Annotated in this window: 15 protein-coding genes; 14 read left to right on the plus strand and 1 reads right to left on the minus strand. The window is 61.6% G+C overall.

Translation table 11 applies throughout. The annotated features are described in order from the left end of the window. The 14 genes from fdx (at position 1) to FH041_RS21725 (ending at position 12730) form a co-directional block, all read left to right on the plus strand. Entirely contained in the window at positions 1-342 is a 342-nt protein-coding gene (fdx, locus tag FH041_RS21660) for an ISC system 2Fe-2S type ferredoxin (protein WP_027913689.1), read from the plus strand. Between the two features lie 10 nt (positions 343-352). Continuing rightward, a complete protein-coding gene (gene iscX, locus FH041_RS21665; protein WP_023533289.1) occupies positions 353-553 on the plus strand; it encodes a Fe-S cluster assembly protein IscX in 201 nt (66 codons plus the stop codon). Between the two features lie 88 nt (positions 554-641). Next, positions 642-1067, plus strand: coding sequence for a nucleoside-diphosphate kinase (ndk, locus tag FH041_RS21670; protein ID WP_023533373.1), 426 nt, complete (start codon positions 642-644; stop codon positions 1065-1067). A 28-nt stretch (positions 1068-1095) separates the two neighbouring features. Beyond that, on the plus strand, positions 1096-2241 hold the full coding sequence (gene rlmN, locus FH041_RS21675) for a 23S rRNA (adenine(2503)-C(2))-methyltransferase RlmN (RefSeq protein WP_027913690.1): 1146 nt from the start codon (positions 1096-1098) through the stop codon (positions 2239-2241). A 13-nt stretch (positions 2242-2254) separates the two neighbouring features. Then, entirely contained in the window at positions 2255-3016 is a 762-nt protein-coding gene (pilW, locus tag FH041_RS21680; protein WP_027913691.1) for a type IV pilus biogenesis/stability protein PilW, read from the plus strand. Continuing rightward, positions 3013-4017: a RodZ family helix-turn-helix domain-containing protein gene (locus tag FH041_RS21685; RefSeq protein ID WP_028687032.1), complete on the plus strand. Its 1005-nt coding sequence runs from the start codon at positions 3013-3015 to the stop codon at positions 4015-4017. The genes pilW and FH041_RS21685 overlap by 4 nt, the downstream gene beginning before the upstream one ends. A gap of 3 nt (positions 4018-4020) precedes the next feature. Then, positions 4021-5130, plus strand: coding sequence for a flavodoxin-dependent (E)-4-hydroxy-3-methylbut-2-enyl-diphosphate synthase (ispG, locus tag FH041_RS21690; protein ID WP_023533296.1), 1110 nt, complete (start codon positions 4021-4023; stop codon positions 5128-5130). Between the two features lie 25 nt (positions 5131-5155). Next, positions 5156-6445, plus strand: coding sequence for a histidine--tRNA ligase (gene hisS / locus FH041_RS21695; protein ID WP_028687033.1), 1290 nt, complete (start codon positions 5156-5158; stop codon positions 6443-6445). A 39-nt stretch (positions 6446-6484) separates the two neighbouring features. After that, complete coding sequence (locus FH041_RS21700; RefSeq protein ID WP_027913694.1) at positions 6485-7126, plus strand: tetratricopeptide repeat protein; 642 nt, start codon at positions 6485-6487, stop codon at positions 7124-7126. After that, positions 7127-8269: an outer membrane protein assembly factor BamB gene (gene bamB, locus FH041_RS21705; RefSeq protein ID WP_027913695.1), complete on the plus strand. Its 1143-nt coding sequence runs from the start codon at positions 7127-7129 to the stop codon at positions 8267-8269. Between the two features lie 115 nt (positions 8270-8384). Then, positions 8385-9848 (plus strand): ribosome biogenesis GTPase Der, encoded by a 1464-nt coding sequence (der, locus tag FH041_RS21710; protein WP_023533412.1) that lies wholly within the window; start codon positions 8385-8387, stop codon positions 9846-9848. 267 nt (positions 9849-10115) lie between these two features. After that, positions 10116-10670 (plus strand): hypothetical protein, encoded by a 555-nt coding sequence (locus tag FH041_RS21715; protein WP_027913696.1) that lies wholly within the window; start codon positions 10116-10118, stop codon positions 10668-10670. Between the two features lie 132 nt (positions 10671-10802). Continuing rightward, positions 10803-11951: a pyridoxal phosphate-dependent aminotransferase gene (locus tag FH041_RS21720; protein WP_027913697.1), complete on the plus strand. Its 1149-nt coding sequence runs from the start codon at positions 10803-10805 to the stop codon at positions 11949-11951. After that, positions 11939-12730 (plus strand): amidohydrolase, encoded by a 792-nt coding sequence (locus FH041_RS21725; protein ID WP_027913698.1) that lies wholly within the window; start codon positions 11939-11941, stop codon positions 12728-12730. Before FH041_RS21720 ends, FH041_RS21725 begins: the two co-directional genes overlap by 13 nt. 50 nt (positions 12731-12780) lie before the next feature. Here FH041_RS21725 and FH041_RS21730 read toward each other — a convergent pair whose 3' ends face one another. Then, positions 12781-15330: a sulfite reductase flavoprotein subunit alpha gene (locus FH041_RS21730; protein WP_140175057.1), complete on the minus strand. Its 2550-nt coding sequence runs from the start codon at positions 15328-15330 to the stop codon at positions 12781-12783. Positions 15331-15493 lie beyond the last annotated feature (163 nt).

Raw genomic sequence — 15493 nt, forward strand, 5'->3', positions numbered from 1 at the left:
ATGCCGCTGGTGACATTCCTGCCGCATGAGAAGTTCTGCCCGGAGGGGCTGACCGTGGAGGTGCCTGCCGGCACCAATATCCTGGAGCTGGCCCACGATCATCACATCGAGATGGAGAGCGCCTGCGGCGGTGTGAAGGCCTGCACCACGTGCCACTGCATCGTGCGCAAGGGCTTCGATTCCCTTGAGGAAGCCGACGAGCTCGAAGAAGACATGCTGGACAAGGCGTGGGGCCTGGAAGCGCAGTCGCGTCTGGGTTGCCAGGTGGTGGTGGCCGATCAGGACCTCACCATCGAGATCCCCAAGTATTCGCTCAACCACGCTGCCGAAGCGCCGCACTGAGGTCCTGGACATGAGTCTGAAATGGATTGATGTACTTGATATCGCCATCGAGCTTGCAGAAAGCAAGCCGGACGTCGATCCTCGGTATGTGAATTTCGTCGATCTGCACCGCTGGGTGGTGGCATTGCCTGGCTTCAGTGACGATCCTTCGCGCGCCGGCGAGAAGGTGCTCGAGGCCATCCAGGCGGCCTGGATCGACGAAGCCGACTGAACACGCACCGCAGGTTAGGCAATCCCCTGGAACCCGCGTATAATTCGCGGGTTTAATTTTTCGTAACACTCATATTCTGGAGTTTTCCATGGCTGTTCAACGTACTTTCTCCATCATCAAGCCTGACGCTGTTGCCAAGAACGTCATCGGCAAGATCACCACTCGCTTCGAAGAAGCCGGCCTGAAAATCGTTGCCTCGAAAATCAAGCAACTGTCAAAGGCCGAGGCCGAAGGCTTCTACGCCGAGCACAGCGAGCGCGGCTTCTTCGGTGATCTGGTTGCCTTCATGACTTCCGGTCCGGTTGTCGTTCAGGTCCTGGAAGGCGAGAACGCCATTGCCAAGAACCGTGAGCTGATGGGCGCTACCAACCCTAAAGAAGCCGCTGCCGGCACCATCCGCGCCGACTTCGCCGAGTCCATCGACGCCAACGCCGTTCACGGTTCGGACTCCGAAGCTGCTGCTGCTCGCGAAATCGCTTACTTCTTCGCTGCTACCGAGGTAACCACTCGCTAAGCGAAAGCTTACGGGTGAGGGTGAATCCATGACGACATCGACTGACAAAATCAACCTGCTGGGTCTGACCCTGCAGGAAATGGAACAATTCTTCGATTCCATCGGAGAGAAGCGCTTCCGCGCCGGTCAGGTGATGAAATGGATTCACCACTTTGGCGTCGATGATTTCGCCGCCATGACGAACGTCGGCAAGGTCTTGCGTGAAAAGCTCGAGGCCGTTGCCGAAATTCGCCCACCGGAAGTGGTCAGCGAAGACATTTCCGCAGACGGCACCCGCAAATGGGTGATCCGCGTTGCCTCCGGCAGCTGCGTCGAAACCGTCTATATTCCCACCGACGATCGCGGCACCCTGTGCGTGTCGTCGCAAGCCGGTTGTGCCCTGGACTGCAGCTTCTGCTCCACCGGCAAACAAGGCTTCAACAGCAACCTCACCGCCGCCGAAGTGATCGGCCAGGTGTGGCTTGCGAACAAATCCTTCGGGACCGTGCCTGCCAAAATCGACCGCGCCATCACCAACGTGGTCATGATGGGCATGGGCGAACCCCTGCTCAATTTCGACAATGTCATCGCCGCCATGAAGATCATGATGGAAGATCTGGGCTATGGCATCTCCAAGCGTCGCGTCACCCTGTCCACCTCGGGCGTCGTGCCGATGATCGACGAGCTGGCCAAGCACATCGATGTGTCGCTGGCTTTGTCATTGCATGCACCCAATGACGAGTTGCGCAACAAACTGGTACCGATCAACAAGAAGTACCCGCTCAAGATGCTGCTCGACGCATGCATGGGCTACATGGCGACCCTGGGCGGCAAGCGGGTGCTCACCATCGAGTACACCCTGCTCAAGGACGTCAACGACCAGCCCGAGCATGCGGCGCAGATGATCGAGCTGCTGCGCGACGTGCCGTGCAAGATCAACCTGATTCCATTCAATCCGTTCCCGCACTCCGGCTACGAGCGCCCCAGCAACAACGCCATTCGTCGTTTCCAAGACCTGCTGCACCACGGTGGCTACAACGTGACGACGCGCACCACCCGTGGTGATGACATCGATGCGGCTTGCGGCCAGCTGGTGGGGCAGGTCAATGACCGCACCCGGCGCAGCGAACGTTACATCGCCGTCCGGCAGCTGTCGGCAGACGCCGAGCGCCCGGACAGCCCGGCCGCCCACTGACCGGAACTGGCCTATGAACGTGCGCGCTGCGCTGCCGATCATTGCGCTTTCGCTGCTCGCCGGCTGCATGTCAGGCGCAGGCAGCGATGCGCAGGTGGCTGAGCAGCGCAGGGTCGAGGCCGGGCGGGCGTATGTGCAGCTGGGGCTCGGCTACCTGCAACAGGGGATGCTGGGCCAGGCCAAGACGCCCTTGTCAAAGGCGCTGGCGCTGGATGGCGACGATGCCGACGCCCATGCCGCCTTGGCATTGGTCTACCAGGCCGAAGGCGAGCCTGTATTGGCCGAGCGCCATTTCAAGCAAGCGCTTGGGGCGGGTGCCAGCACCACGCGAATTCGCAACAATTACGGCAGTTTCCTTTATGCTCAAGGGCGGTTTGCCGAAGCGCAGCAGATGTTTCGCCTTGCCAGCGCCGATACCCTGTATCCTGAGCGATCACGGGTTTATGAAAACCTTGGCCTGACAGCCTTGAGGCTCGGCCAGCGCGATCAGGCGCACGCCCATTTGCAAAAAGCATTGCAGCTTAACCAGCGACAGCCACAAGCGTTGCTGGAAATGGCTGAGTTGTCCTACGAAAACAGGCATTATGTGCCGGCCCGGGATTACTACGATCGTTTCAGCCGGTTGAGTGGCCACGATGCCCGGAGCCTGCTGCTGGGTAGCCGCCTTGCCAAGGTGTTCGACGAGCAAGGGACGGTGGCCGAGTTGGGGCAGCAATTACAACGACTTTATCCCGGTACGCCGGAATATCAGCAATACCTGTCGGAGCAACGATGAACGCCGCGCATCCCGAAGTAGCTGTAGCGCCTGGCCAGAACCCTGGTGAGCTGTTGCGCCTGGCCCGTGAGAAACGGGACTGGTCCCAAGCCGAGGTGGCCCGCAAGCTCAATCTTACTGTCAGCTCGCTCAACCATGTGGAAACCGGCGCCTTCGACAAGCTGCCCGGGCATACCTTCGCCCGTGGCTACATCCGCGCCTACGCCAAGTTGATGGAGCTGGACCAGGCTGCCCTGGTCGAAGCCTTCGATCGCTACACCGGCACCCACGCCAAGGGCAGCGACGTACATTCGCTGGGGCGTATCGAAGAGCCTTCCCGGTTGTCCCACAATATTCTGCGCGGGGTCAGCCTGTTGCTGCTGCTGGCGGTCGTGGGTGGCGGTTTCGTCTGGTGGCAGGACCAGGGCAGTCTGCGCGGCAAAGACCTCTCCAGCATCGCCCTTGAGCACGTCGAGGTCGAAAGCGCCGACGGCACCACCCAGATTCACCCGCTTGACGAACCCGAAGACCAGGCCGTCTCTGCCGCCCAGCAACCTGAGAGCGCCCCCCTGCCGTTGGCCCAGGGTACCGACGAGCAGCAGGCTGCAAGTACCGGGCAGGCAGCGGCTACCGACACGCCTGCAGCCGGCTCTGCTCCGGTAACGGGCACTGCGACGCCGCAGCCGGCGCCGGCCAACGCTACCCCTGTTGCCAGCGCGCCGGCGGCAGCCGCCCCTGCAACCAGTGCAGCCGCCGCCGAGCCCGCCGCCGTGCCAGCAGGCAGCGGCAAGGTCGCGATTGAGTTCGTCGCCGATTGCTGGACCCAGGTTTCCGATGGCAACGGCAAGGTGCTGTTCAGCGGCATCAAGCGCAAGGGGGACAACCTCGAGCTGACTGGCAAGCCGCCGTTTGCGGTACGTCTGGGCTTTGCCCGTGGCGCCAAGGTCAGCTACAACGGCCAGGCCGTCGACGTTGCCCCGTTCACCAGTGGCGAAACCGCTCGCCTGAAGTTGGGACAGTAATTCATGCACGGCCAATCCCCGATCAAACGTCGCGAATCCCGCAAGATATGGGTCGGCAATGTGCCGGTGGGCGGTGATGCGCCCATTGCAGTGCAGAGCATGACCAACACCGATACCAATGATGTCGCCGCCACGGTGGGGCAGATCCAGCGTCTGGTCGATGCCGGTGTGGACATCGTTCGCGTGTCGGTACCTGACATGGACGCCGCCGAAGCCTTCGGCCGCATCAAGCAGCAGGTCAGCGTGCCGCTGGTCGCCGACATTCACTTCGACTACAAGATTGCCCTGCGCGTGGCCGAGTTGGGTGTGGACTGCCTGCGCATCAACCCTGGCAATATCGGCCGTGAAGACCGGGTCAGGGCTGTCGTTGACGCCGCTCGCGACCGTGGTATTCCAATCCGTATCGGCGTCAACGCAGGCTCACTGGAAAAGGACCTGCAGAAAAAGTACGGCGAGCCTACGCCCGCAGCGCTGGTCGAATCGGCGCTGCGCCATGTGGAACACCTCGATCGTCTCGACTTCCAGGATTTCAAGGTCAGCGTCAAGGCGTCGGACGTGTTCATGGCCGTCGAGGCCTATCGCCTGCTGGCACGGCAGATCGTGCAACCCCTGCACCTGGGAATCACCGAAGCCGGTGGCCTGCGCTCGGGTACGGTGAAATCTGCCGTTGGCCTAGGTATGCTGCTGGCCGAAGGCATTGGCGATACCATCCGCATTTCGCTGGCGGCAGACCCGGTGGAGGAGGTCAAGGTAGGCTATGACATCCTCAAGTCCCTGCACTTGCGTTCCCGAGGCATCAACTTCATCGCCTGCCCGAGCTGCTCGCGGCAGAATTTCGATGTGGTAAAAACCATGAACGAGCTCGAAGGGCGCCTCGAGGACCTGCTGGTGCCGCTGGACGTGGCCGTCATCGGCTGTGTGGTCAATGGCCCGGGGGAGGCCAAGGAAGCGCATGTCGGCCTGACCGGTGGTACGCCCAACCTGGTCTACATCGACGGTAAACCGGCGCAGAAACTGACCAACGACAACCTGGTCGATGATCTCGAAAGACTCATCCGTCAGAAAGCGGCCGAGAAGGTCGAAGCCGACGCGGCGTTGATCGCCCGTGGCTGATACACAGAATTCGTAAGGATCATTCGTGAGCAAATCGCTGCAAGCCATCCGTGGCATGAACGACATCCTGCCCGAGCAGTCGCCATTGTGGCGCTATTTCGAGGGTACCGTTGCCGGCCTGCTGGACACCTACGGGTACAGCCAGATCCGCACGCCCATCGTGGAGTTCACCGAGCTGTTCAAGCGCTCGATCGGTGAAGTGACCGATATCGTCGAAAAGGAAATGTACACCTTCGAAGACCGCAACGGTGACTCGCTCACACTGCGTCCGGAAGGGACTGCGGCCTGTGTTCGCGCGGTGCTGGAGCATGGCATCACCGGCAATGGCCAGGTGCAGAAGCTGTGGTACATCGGGCAGATGTTCCGCCACGAGCGTCCCCAGAAGGGCCGCTACCGGCAGTTCCACCAGATCGGTGTGGAGGTGTTCAACCTCGATGGCCCGGACATCGATGCCGAGTTGATCATGCTGACCTGGCGCCTGTGGGGCTTGCTGGGCATTCAGGATGCGGTCAAGCTCGAACTCAACAGCCTTGGCACCAGCCAAGCGCGCGCCCGCTACCGCGACGCGTTGGTGGAGTTCCTGTCCGCGCGCCTGGAGCAACTGGACGAGGACAGCCAGCGCCGCCTCAAGAGCAACCCGCTGCGCATCCTCGACAGCAAGGACACCAACACCCAGGCGGTGCTGGTCGATGCGCCGAAGCTCGAAGATTACCTGGACGAAGAATCCCGTGCGCACTTCGCAGGCCTGAAGGCCCGCCTGGACGCTGCCGGCATTCCATTCGTGCTCAACACCAAGCTGGTGCGGGGGCTGGACTACTACAGCAAGACCGTCTTCGAGTGGGTCACCGACAAGCTGGGTGCCCAGGGTACGGTGTGTGCCGGCGGCCGCTACGATGGGCTGGTGGAGCAAATGGGCGGCAAGCCTACACCTGGCGTTGGCTTTGCCATGGGTATCGAGCGCCTGATTCTGCTGCTTGAAACCCTTGGCAAGGTACCGGACTCCATCAGCCGTCAGGTCGATGTCTACCTTTGCGCTTTTGGTGAGCAGGCCGAGTTGGCGGGCCTGCGTCTGTCCGAAGCGGTGCGTGACCGCCTGCCGGGCCTGCGTCTGGCCGTGAATGCGGGCGGGGGCAGTTTCAAAAGCCAGTTCAAGAAAGCCGACAAGAGCGGCGCGCTGTTCGCCTTGATTCTTGGCGATGATGAGTTGGCCAAACAGGAAGTCGGCTTCAAACCCCTGCGTGGTCAGGGCGAACAACAGAACATTGCCTGGGATGCCCTTGCAGGGCACCTGGAAACCGCGATCGCGCAGGCGTAACGCGGTTCAACGAGCGAATAGGCGAAAAGGAGTATTGGGGTGTCGAGTACCGATGATGATGACCTGGCAGGGGTCAAGGACTGGTGGAACCGTAACGGCAAGCCGCTGCTGACCGGTGCGTTGCTCGCCGGCGTGGTAGTGCTGGGCTGGAACACCTGGCACAAGTACCAGAACAACCAGTCGCAAGGTGCCTCGCAGTTGTATCAGGCGCTACTGGAAACCAGCCTCACGCCTACGGGTCAGCCGGACGCCACCCGGGTTGCGGAACTGGCCGGCAAGCTCAAGAGCGAGTTCGGCGGCACTGCCTATGCCCAGTACGGCAGCCTGTTCGTGGCCAAGGTAGCGGTCGAGAGCGGCAAGCTCGACGATGCCGCTGGCGAACTCAAGGCTGTGCTGGACAAGCCGGCAGACGCCACCCTTGGCGAGATCGCACGCCAGCGTCTGGCCCGTGTGCTGGCCGCCCAGAACAAGGCCGAGGATGCCCTCAAGTTGCTTGACGGGGATGCCGAGAAAGCCTTCCTCGCCAGTCGCGAGGAGTTGAAAGGGGACCTGCTGGTACAGCTGGGCCGCGCTGATGACGCGCACGGTGCTTACGAAAAGGCCAAGGCTGCGTTGTCCGACGAGGCGGCAGTGGGTGGCTTGCAGTTGAAGCTCGATGATCTGGCCAGAGGGGACGCGTAAGTGATCGGTTGGAAACAAGCAGCAGTGCTGACCTTGGCGGTATTGGCCGCAGGGTGCAGCAGCAACAGCAAGAAGGAATTGCCTCCTGCCGAACTGACCAAGTTCACCGAGGAAGTGGTGCTCAAGAAGCAGTGGAGCCGCTCCATCGGTGACGGTCAGGGTGAAACCTACAACACCCTTGTGCCGGCCATCGAGAACGACCGGATCTATGCCTCCGACGTCACCGGCGATGTCTATGCCCTGGACCGCATCACGGGCAACGTGGTGTGGAACAAGGACCTTGACCTGCCGGTTTCTGGCGCGGTCGGCGTAGGCTACGGTCTGGTGATGCTCGGCACCCTCAAGGGTGAAGTGATTGCCCTGGATTCGAGCACCGGCGAGGAGCGCTGGCGCGCCCGGGTGACCAGCGAAGTGCTGGCGCCCCCGGCCAACAACGGTGATGTGGTAGTGGTGCAGACCCAGGATGATCGCCTGATCGGCCTGGATGCTGCTACCGGTGATCGTCGCTGGATTTATGAAAGCACCCCGGCGGTACTGACCCTGCGCGGTACCGGCGCGCCGATCGTGACTAACCGCCTGGCGGTTGCTGGCCTGTCCACCGGTAAGGTCGTGGCAGTCGACATCAGCAATGGCGTACCTGTATGGGAAAGCCGTGTGGCGATCCCCCAGGGCCGTTCCGAGCTTGAGCGTGTCGTCGACATCGACGGCGGCTTGCTGCTCTCGGGTGGTACCCTGTACGTCAGCACCTACCAGGGGCGCGTTGCGGGCCTGGATCTGGAAAGTGGCCGCGTGCTCTGGCAGCGTGATGCTTCCAGCTACGTCGGGGTCGCCCAGGGCTTTGGCAACGTTTACGTGAGCGAAGCCTCGGGTACCGTGGAAAGCGTCGATGAGCGTTCCTCCAGCGCCCTGTGGTCCAACGATGCCATGGCCCGCCGCCAGCTGACCGCCCCCGAGGTGTACAGCAGCTACGTGGCAGTAGGCGACTTCGAAGGCTACCTGCACCTGCTCAGCCAAGTCGACGGTCGCTTCGTTGGCCGTGAGCGTGTCGACAGCAGTGGCCTGCGTGCACGGCCATTGGTGGTGGGTGACACCATCTATGTCTTCGGCAACAGCGGCAAGCTCGAGGCACTGACCATCCGCTGAAGCTATGCTTGAAGCCGTGCGGCTTCAGGCTGCGGCGTAGGATACGCCGCCCGAACTCCGGCCGCTGCCTTGCAGCGGCCTTTGTATTTTCAAGAATTCAAGAGTGGAGAGCCGAATGGTTCCCGTAATCGCCCTGGTGGGCCGTCCGAACGTCGGCAAATCCACCATGTTCAACCGCCTGACCAAGACCCGCGATGCCATCGTGGGTGACCTGTCGGGCCTGACCCGTGATCGCCAGTATGGTGATGCCAGCTGGCAGGGTCGCTCCTTCATCCTCATCGACACCGGTGGCATCACCGGTGATGAAGTGGGCATGGACGAAAAAATGGCCGAGCAGTCGCTCATGGCCATCGAAGAAGCCGACTATGTGCTGTTCCTGGTCGATGCCCGAGCGGGCATGACAGCGGCAGACCAGATGATTGCCGAGCACCTGCGCAAGCGCAACAAGGCGGCGATTCTGGTCGCCAACAAGATCGACAACATCGACGCTGACGTCGCTCGCGCTGAGTTCTCGCCAATGGGCATGGGCAATGCCATTCCGGTGGCAGGCTCCCAGGGTCGAGGCATCAACGCGTTGATGGAGGCCGTACTCGGTCACTTGCCGCGCGATGCCGAAGAAGAAGCCCTGGACCAGGATGTCGCCGAAGGCGAAGAGGCCGTTCGCATCCCTGGCCCAAGCGAAAAGGATGGCATCAAGATTGCCATCATTGGTCGCCCCAACGTCGGCAAGTCGACCCTGGTCAACCGCATGCTCGGTGAAGAGCGTGTGGTGGTCTACGACGAGCCGGGTACGACGCGCGACAGTATCTACATTCCCTTCGAGCGTGATGGTGACAAGTACACCTTCATCGACACCGCCGGTGTGCGCAAGCGCGGCAAGATCCACGAGGAAGTCGAAAAGTTCTCGGTCGTGAAGACGCTGCAGGCGATCAAGGACGCCAACGTGGTGATCTTCGTCATGGATGCTCGCGAAGGGGTGGTCGATCACGACCTGAACTTGCTGGGCTTTGCTCTGGAAGCTGGCCGCGCCATCGTCATCGCCCTGAACAAGTGGGATGGCATGGAGCCGGGTGAGCGTGCCTATGTGAAGACCGAGCTGGAGCGCCGGCTGTTCTTCGTCGATTTCGCCGATATCCACTTCATTTCCGCCCTGCACGGCACGGGCGTGGGCAACCTGTACAAATCGGTGCAGGCCGCGTTCACCTCAGCTGTGACCCGCTGGCCAACCAGCCGCCTGACGCAGATCCTCGAAGACGCCGTCAGCGAGCACCAGCCGCCGCTGGTCAATGGCCGTCGCATCAAGCTGCGTTATGCGCACCTGGGCGGGGCCAACCCGCCGCTGATCGTGATCCACGGCAACCAAACCGACAGCATTCCCAAGTCGTACTCGCGTTACCTGGAAAACACTTACCGTCGCGTGCTCAAGCTGGTCGGCACGCCGATTCGCATCGAGTACAAAGGCGGTGAAAACCCCTACGAGGGCAAGAAGAACACCCTCACGGACCGTCAGGTCAACAAGAAACGTCGCTTGATGTCGCACCACAAGAAAGCCGAGAAGAAACGCCGCGATAAGCGATAGGCGCCTGCCGAACCCGTTACAGTGTCTGTACAGGTCCTCGCCCGCCGTGCTGCGCATTTCTAGCGCCGCACCTGTGTTCCTGTTTCCTCGCGAGTGCGGCCATGCAGCCAAGCTCGGGAGGAAACATTGATCTATGCCGCTCTCCACATTGCACCGGTAGTTTGTGTGCGTGTGGTGCACAAGGCGCTCAGTCCGTGCTCCCCGCGCGGGGGGCGTTGGCTATTCACGTACGTGTGAATGATGTGTTAGATCAATGGAGGGAACGTCATGAACGATATTTACTTAAAAAAAACCAAAGGCAAGCTCTATCTGCTTGAGGACGGCGAGCGTTATGCAATCATCGTCAATCATTTGAATGAACTGCAGGTAGCAGGATCGCTGGATACGCCCGAGTGCTTCGACATCGGAATGCTCGCCCACCCATCGCTCGAGGGGGGTGTGGCTTTTGAGTTTCGAACGTCAGCAGGCAAGCAGGTCACTGGACGTGGTGGGCGCGTGCTTCATGCGTCGGGCGAAGAGCTGGGCACACCCGGTCCTGCTCTGCAAATCAGTCACCTGGCTGGAAACGTTGACGGCGAGCCCAATGTTAACCAGGTTCAATTGCAAACCCTCGATGCCCGCTACGTCTCAGCCCACGATCGTGTGCTCGTGGGCTACAAAGAAGTCCCCGTAGGCTGGACTTGGTTCGGCCTCACGCCCAATGCTACGAAGAAGGTACCCGTTTGGGAGAGCCAGCCAAGCGACAGGTTGCGCTACCATACCAAGGACGTGGCGCCCGCAGCGACCTTCATACTGGAGTTCGTCGCTCCAGCAGAAGGTTGACCTTGCCCCGACAGTAATCGTCGAGAAAGCCTGTGACGTGCGACTCACGCCTTGACTGGCTTCTTCCCGACGAAACGATCCGCTATGCTCGTGCTTTCTTTCCGTGCCGGCTGCACCAGGAGCAAGGGCGCCATGATCCCCAGCAAATTGCCGAACGTCGGCACGACCATCTTCACCACCATGTCAGAGCTCGCCGCCCAGACCGGTGCGCTGAACCTTTCGCAGGGCTTCCCGGATTTCAACGGGCCCCAAGCCCTGCTCGAGTCGGTGGGCCGGCATGTCATGGCAGGCCACAATCAATACGCGCCCATGTCGGGCCTTGCAGCCTTACGCCAGCAGGTGACCATCAAGGTCAAGCGGCTCTACGGTGTCACGGTGGACCCCGACCATGAAGTGACGATTACGCCCGGCGCGACGGAGGCGATCTTCTGCGCTATCCAGGCTGTCGTGCAGCCAGGGGACGAGGTCATCATCTTCGACCCCTGCTACGACAGCTACGCGCCCTCGGTGGCGCTGGCCGGTGGCCGGTGCGTGCATCTGCAACTGGACCCTGGCGATTTTTCCATCGATTGGCAGCAGCTCGCGGACGCCCTTACGCCACGCACACGTCTGGTCGTGCTCAACTCGCCCCATAACCCCAGCGGTGCCTTGCTTTCCAGCAAGGATCTGGATCAGCTGGCCCAGCTGATCGCCGATCGAGACATCTATGTACTCAGCGATGAAGTCTACGAACACCTGGTCTACGACGACGTGAAGCATGCGTGCGTACTGGCTCACGAGCAGCTCTACAGACGTGCGTTCGTGGTCAGCTCCTTTGGCAAGACGTACCACGTCACCGGTTGGAAGACGGGCTATGTCATCGCACCGCCGGCCCTCACCGGCGAACTGCGCAAGGTGCATCAATACGTCAACTTTTGCGGCGTGACCCCGTTGCAGTACGCCCTGGCTGACTTCATGGCCGAGCATCCGGAACATGTCGATGCGTTACCGGCTTTCTATCAAGCCAAGCGCGACCTGTGTTGCGGCTTGTTGCAGGATTCGCGATTCAGCTTCACCCCCACAGCCGGCACTTACTTTCAGTTGGTTGACTATTCGAACATCCGACCGGACCTCGATGACGTGCAGATGGCGACGTGGTTGACCCGCGAGCATGGCGTGGCCACCATCCCGATCTCGGTGTTCTACCAGCAACCTGTTCCCGGTCAGCGACTGCTGCGCCTGTGCTTTGCCAAACGAGAGGAGACGCTGCGTCAGGCGGCGGAGAAACTATGCGCGATCTGAGTACGCTGCCTGACCTCAGGCTGGCCCTGGTGCAGACCACACTTGCCTGGCACGACCGGGAAGCCAACTTCGCCCATTTCGATGTGCTGCTCGAGCAGGTGGGCGAGGTGGACCTGGTGATCTTGCCGGAAATGTTCACCACCGGGTTTTCCATGCAGTCCAAGAGCCTCGCCGAGCCGGAGAATGGCCCGACGTACAAATGGCTCAAGGCTCAGGCGAAAAAGTGCAATGCCGTGGTCACGGGCAGCGTGATCATTCAGGCGGCCGATGGCAGTCACCGTAACCGCCTGCTCTGGGCAAGGCCAGATGGCGAGATCCTGCACTACGACAAGCGTCATCTGTTCCGCATGGCTGGTGAGCATGAGCACTACACGCCGGGCGAGCGTCAGGTGCAGTTCGAGCTCAAGGGATGGCGTATTCGCCCGCTCATCTGCTACGACCTGCGCTTCCCAGTCTGGAGCCGGGATGCCACGGACACCGACCTGCTGTTGTACACGGCCAACTGGCCGGCAGCACGTCGCCTGCACTGGAACCGTCTGCTTCCGGCGCGAGGGATCGAAAACCTGTGCTATGTCGCGGCTGTGAACCGGGTGGGCACTGACGGCAAGAGTTTCGCGTACAGCGGTGATAGCCAGGTACTGGATTTTCAGGGCGAGAGCTTGCTCAGCGCTGGAGAGGCAGATGGCGTGTTCACTGTGGTATTGAGTGCCTCGGATCTCGCTGCCTATAGAGCCAAGTTCCCGGCCAACTTGGACGCCGATACCTTCGAGCTGCACTGATTGCGGCGAGGTTCCGGAAGATCAATGCCAGAAAGCCGCCTGGCTGCCGGTCAGTACACATCCCGCCGGTAGCGCCCCTCTTCGATCAGCCGTTGCACCGCAGCGTCCCCAAGCAGGCCTGCGAGTGCCGCATCGACACCCGCGGCCATGCCCTGCAGGCTGCCGCAGACGTATACGCAGGCACCTTCATCCATCCAGCGTTTGAACAATGCCGCCTGCTGCAACAACACATCCTGCACGTAGATTTTTTCAGCCTGGTCGCGAGAGAACGCCAGGTCCAGCCGTGCCAGATCGCCAGCGGCGAGCAACCCTTGCAGCTCCTGGCTACACAGAAAATCATGAGCACGGTTGCGTTCGCCGTACAGCAACCAGTTACGCCGCTCGCCTGCGGCGACGCGAGCCCGTAGCAGACTGCGCAGGCCGGCCAGGCCCGTGCCGTTGCCGATCAGAATCATCGGCACGTTACCCTGGGGCGCATGGAAGCCGCTGTTGCGCCTTAGCCTCAGGCTCAGCGTGCCGTCGAGCGGCAGGTACTTCGTCAGCCAACCAGAGCCTACGCCCACCTCGCCGCTTTGATGGCGCTCCTGGCGCACGATCAGCTCCAGCACGCCATCACTGGCAATTGACGCGATGGAATAGTCGCGGCTGCCGAGGGGCACCAGTGCGTCCACCACCGCCTGGGCATGCAGCCCGACCAGATGCTCACCGACGGCAGGTAACTGACGGCCGGCAAGTGCTTGGGCAAGCGTTTCTACCACCCCTTCGACCTGCACCTGCGTGTCCGCCTCCAGCCCCAGGCTTTTGATGAAGGCATCGACCCTCGGCCGACCGTTGAGCGGCAGAATCTCCACCAGGTCGCCAGCTTCCCACACGGCAGGCGCTTGCGCTTGCAGACCAAGCAGGTAGACCGGATGGCCCTGGCTGCCAGGGTTGAGCAGTTCACGGCGTATCAGCGACCAGTTGGCAAAACGGGGAGCTTGCCAAGCGGATACCGGCGCGGTGCCGGTCAGAAGCGCCAGCGCCTGATGCCACTGCTGAAGGGCTGCCTGATCGACGTTGTCCACCTCTATGGGGCTGAACGCACAGCGAGCACCCCGGTCGGTCAACCACGTCTGAAGCCTGCGGGCGAATCCGCAGAACTGTGGGTATTGACGATCACCCAGCGCCAGCAGGGCATAGCTGAGCGTCTGCAAGGACAAAGGCTGACCCAGCACGTTGCGCTCAAAGCCTCGCGCGCTGTCAGGGGCGTCTGCATCCCCGAAGGTGCTGACGACGAACAGCGCACGGCGTGCCTGACGCAGATCGTCTTCACACAACGTACCCAATGCCCTGACCTGCACCGGCAAACCCGCCGCTTGCAGTTGCCCGGCGCTGTGCCAGGCCAGTTGCTCGGCCGTACCACTCTGGCTGGCGTAGCCGATCAGCCAGCTCTCGCTGTTGACCTCATCGCAGGTCACGTGGCGGCGGGCAGCCCGAACCTGACGTTTCTTGCGTCGTCGATCCAGGTAGAGCAGCCAGCCCGTGACGAAGAAGATTGGCATGGCCAGGCTGGCCAAGGTCAGAACGATGCGTCCAACCAGGCCAAAGTATTCGCCGACATGCAGCGCGTACACGCTCTGGAGCAATTGGGCCTTGAGTGACCTGTCACTGTAGCGTTCGTGACGGCTAACCTTGCCATTGGCAGGGTCCAGGACCAAGGTGTCGAATGCCCTGGGGTGGTCGGCGTCATCGAGCAGGTAGAACACGTTGGCAGGTTGACCGCCAACTGGGGGCAGGCGCAGGTTGTAGCTGGCAAGGCCTGGACCCGCGGCGTTGCGCAGGCTGGCCCAGAGGGCGTCGTAGTCGACGTTCAGCGCCGGTGCGTTTGGGTCGATGGGCGCAGCCCCGTGGCGCCGGGCTTTTTGCGCCTGTGGCTGCCCAGCGACCGGCGGATCGGCCAGTAGCCGGTTCAGGCCTTCGCGGTACCATTCGTAGGACCAGAACAGGCCCGTCAGGGCAAATAGCAGGTAGAAGAGCAGGCACCAAGTGCCTGCCACGGCGTGCAGGTCCCAGTTGAACGCGCGGCCTTTCTTGGCCCAATCCAGCGTCAGCCAGGTTCGCCAGTTCGTGGCATTGCGCGGCCAACGCAGGTACAGGCCCGACAGGCAGAAGAACACCAACAGCAGCGTCGAGGCACCGGTGATCTGCCTGCCCGTGTCGCCCATGGCCAGAAAGCGGTGAAGCGTGAGCATGAGGGTGAAGAAGCCTTGCCCAGACACCTCGCCCAGCAACTGGCCCGTATACGGGTCTGCGTAGCGCAACGGGCCGCGCCGCTCGCCCGGTGCAGGTGTGAAGAAGATCCTGGCGGCTTCGCCTTCACGGACGTCGACCCACAGCATGGCGACCTTGTCGTGTTGCTGGGCCTCGACCCGCCGCACCAGTTCAGCAGGCGGCAGCACGCCCTCTGGGCGTACCTCCACGCGCAGCACATCGGCATTGAACGCGCCCAGCAGTTCGTCCTGAAACGAATAGAGCGCCCCGGTGATACCCATCACTGCAAGAACCAGCCCGGCCGTGATGCCGAATAACCAATGCAGCTGGAACAGCGTCTTCTTCAACACCTTCGATCACCTTGTATCGCCGCCGCACCCTGCGTCGCGCTGGCGGATGTTAATGGAAGCTCCAGTACGCGGCAATTGAGATTCGTTCACATTCACAAGGTGAGTGGCGGGAGGTGTAGCGCCGGTGACCAACGTGCGGTCGGCTTTATTGCGCAGACATGAA

It is taken from the genome of Pseudomonas sp. SWI7 (assembly GCF_006351945.1).
GTDB lineage: Bacteria > Pseudomonadota > Gammaproteobacteria > Pseudomonadales > Pseudomonadaceae > Aquipseudomonas > Aquipseudomonas fulva.

What these genes read in the sequence shown, in the direction of transcription:
- pilW (WP_027913691.1), top strand. Translation starts at nt 2,255, where the DNA reads ATGAACGTGCGCGCTGCGCTGCCGATCATTGCGCTTTCGCTGCTCGCC.
- FH041_RS21725 (WP_027913698.1), top strand. Translation starts at nt 11,939, where the DNA reads ATGCGCGATCTGAGTACGCTGCCTGACCTCAGGCTGGCCCTGGTGCAG.
- ispG (WP_023533296.1), top strand. Translation starts at nt 4,021, where the DNA reads ATGCACGGCCAATCCCCGATCAAACGTCGCGAATCCCGCAAGATATGG.
- fdx (WP_027913689.1), top strand. Translation starts at nt 1, where the DNA reads ATGCCGCTGGTGACATTCCTGCCGCATGAGAAGTTCTGCCCGGAGGGG.
- FH041_RS21715 (WP_027913696.1), top strand. Translation starts at nt 10,116, where the DNA reads ATGAACGATATTTACTTAAAAAAAACCAAAGGCAAGCTCTATCTGCTT.
- FH041_RS21685 (WP_028687032.1), top strand. Translation starts at nt 3,013, where the DNA reads ATGAACGCCGCGCATCCCGAAGTAGCTGTAGCGCCTGGCCAGAACCCT.
- iscX (WP_023533289.1), top strand. Translation starts at nt 353, where the DNA reads ATGAGTCTGAAATGGATTGATGTACTTGATATCGCCATCGAGCTTGCA.
- der (WP_023533412.1), top strand. Translation starts at nt 8,385, where the DNA reads ATGGTTCCCGTAATCGCCCTGGTGGGCCGTCCGAACGTCGGCAAATCC.
- ndk (WP_023533373.1), top strand. Translation starts at nt 642, where the DNA reads ATGGCTGTTCAACGTACTTTCTCCATCATCAAGCCTGACGCTGTTGCC.
- rlmN (WP_027913690.1), top strand. Translation starts at nt 1,096, where the DNA reads ATGACGACATCGACTGACAAAATCAACCTGCTGGGTCTGACCCTGCAG.
- FH041_RS21720 (WP_027913697.1), top strand. Translation starts at nt 10,803, where the DNA reads ATGATCCCCAGCAAATTGCCGAACGTCGGCACGACCATCTTCACCACC.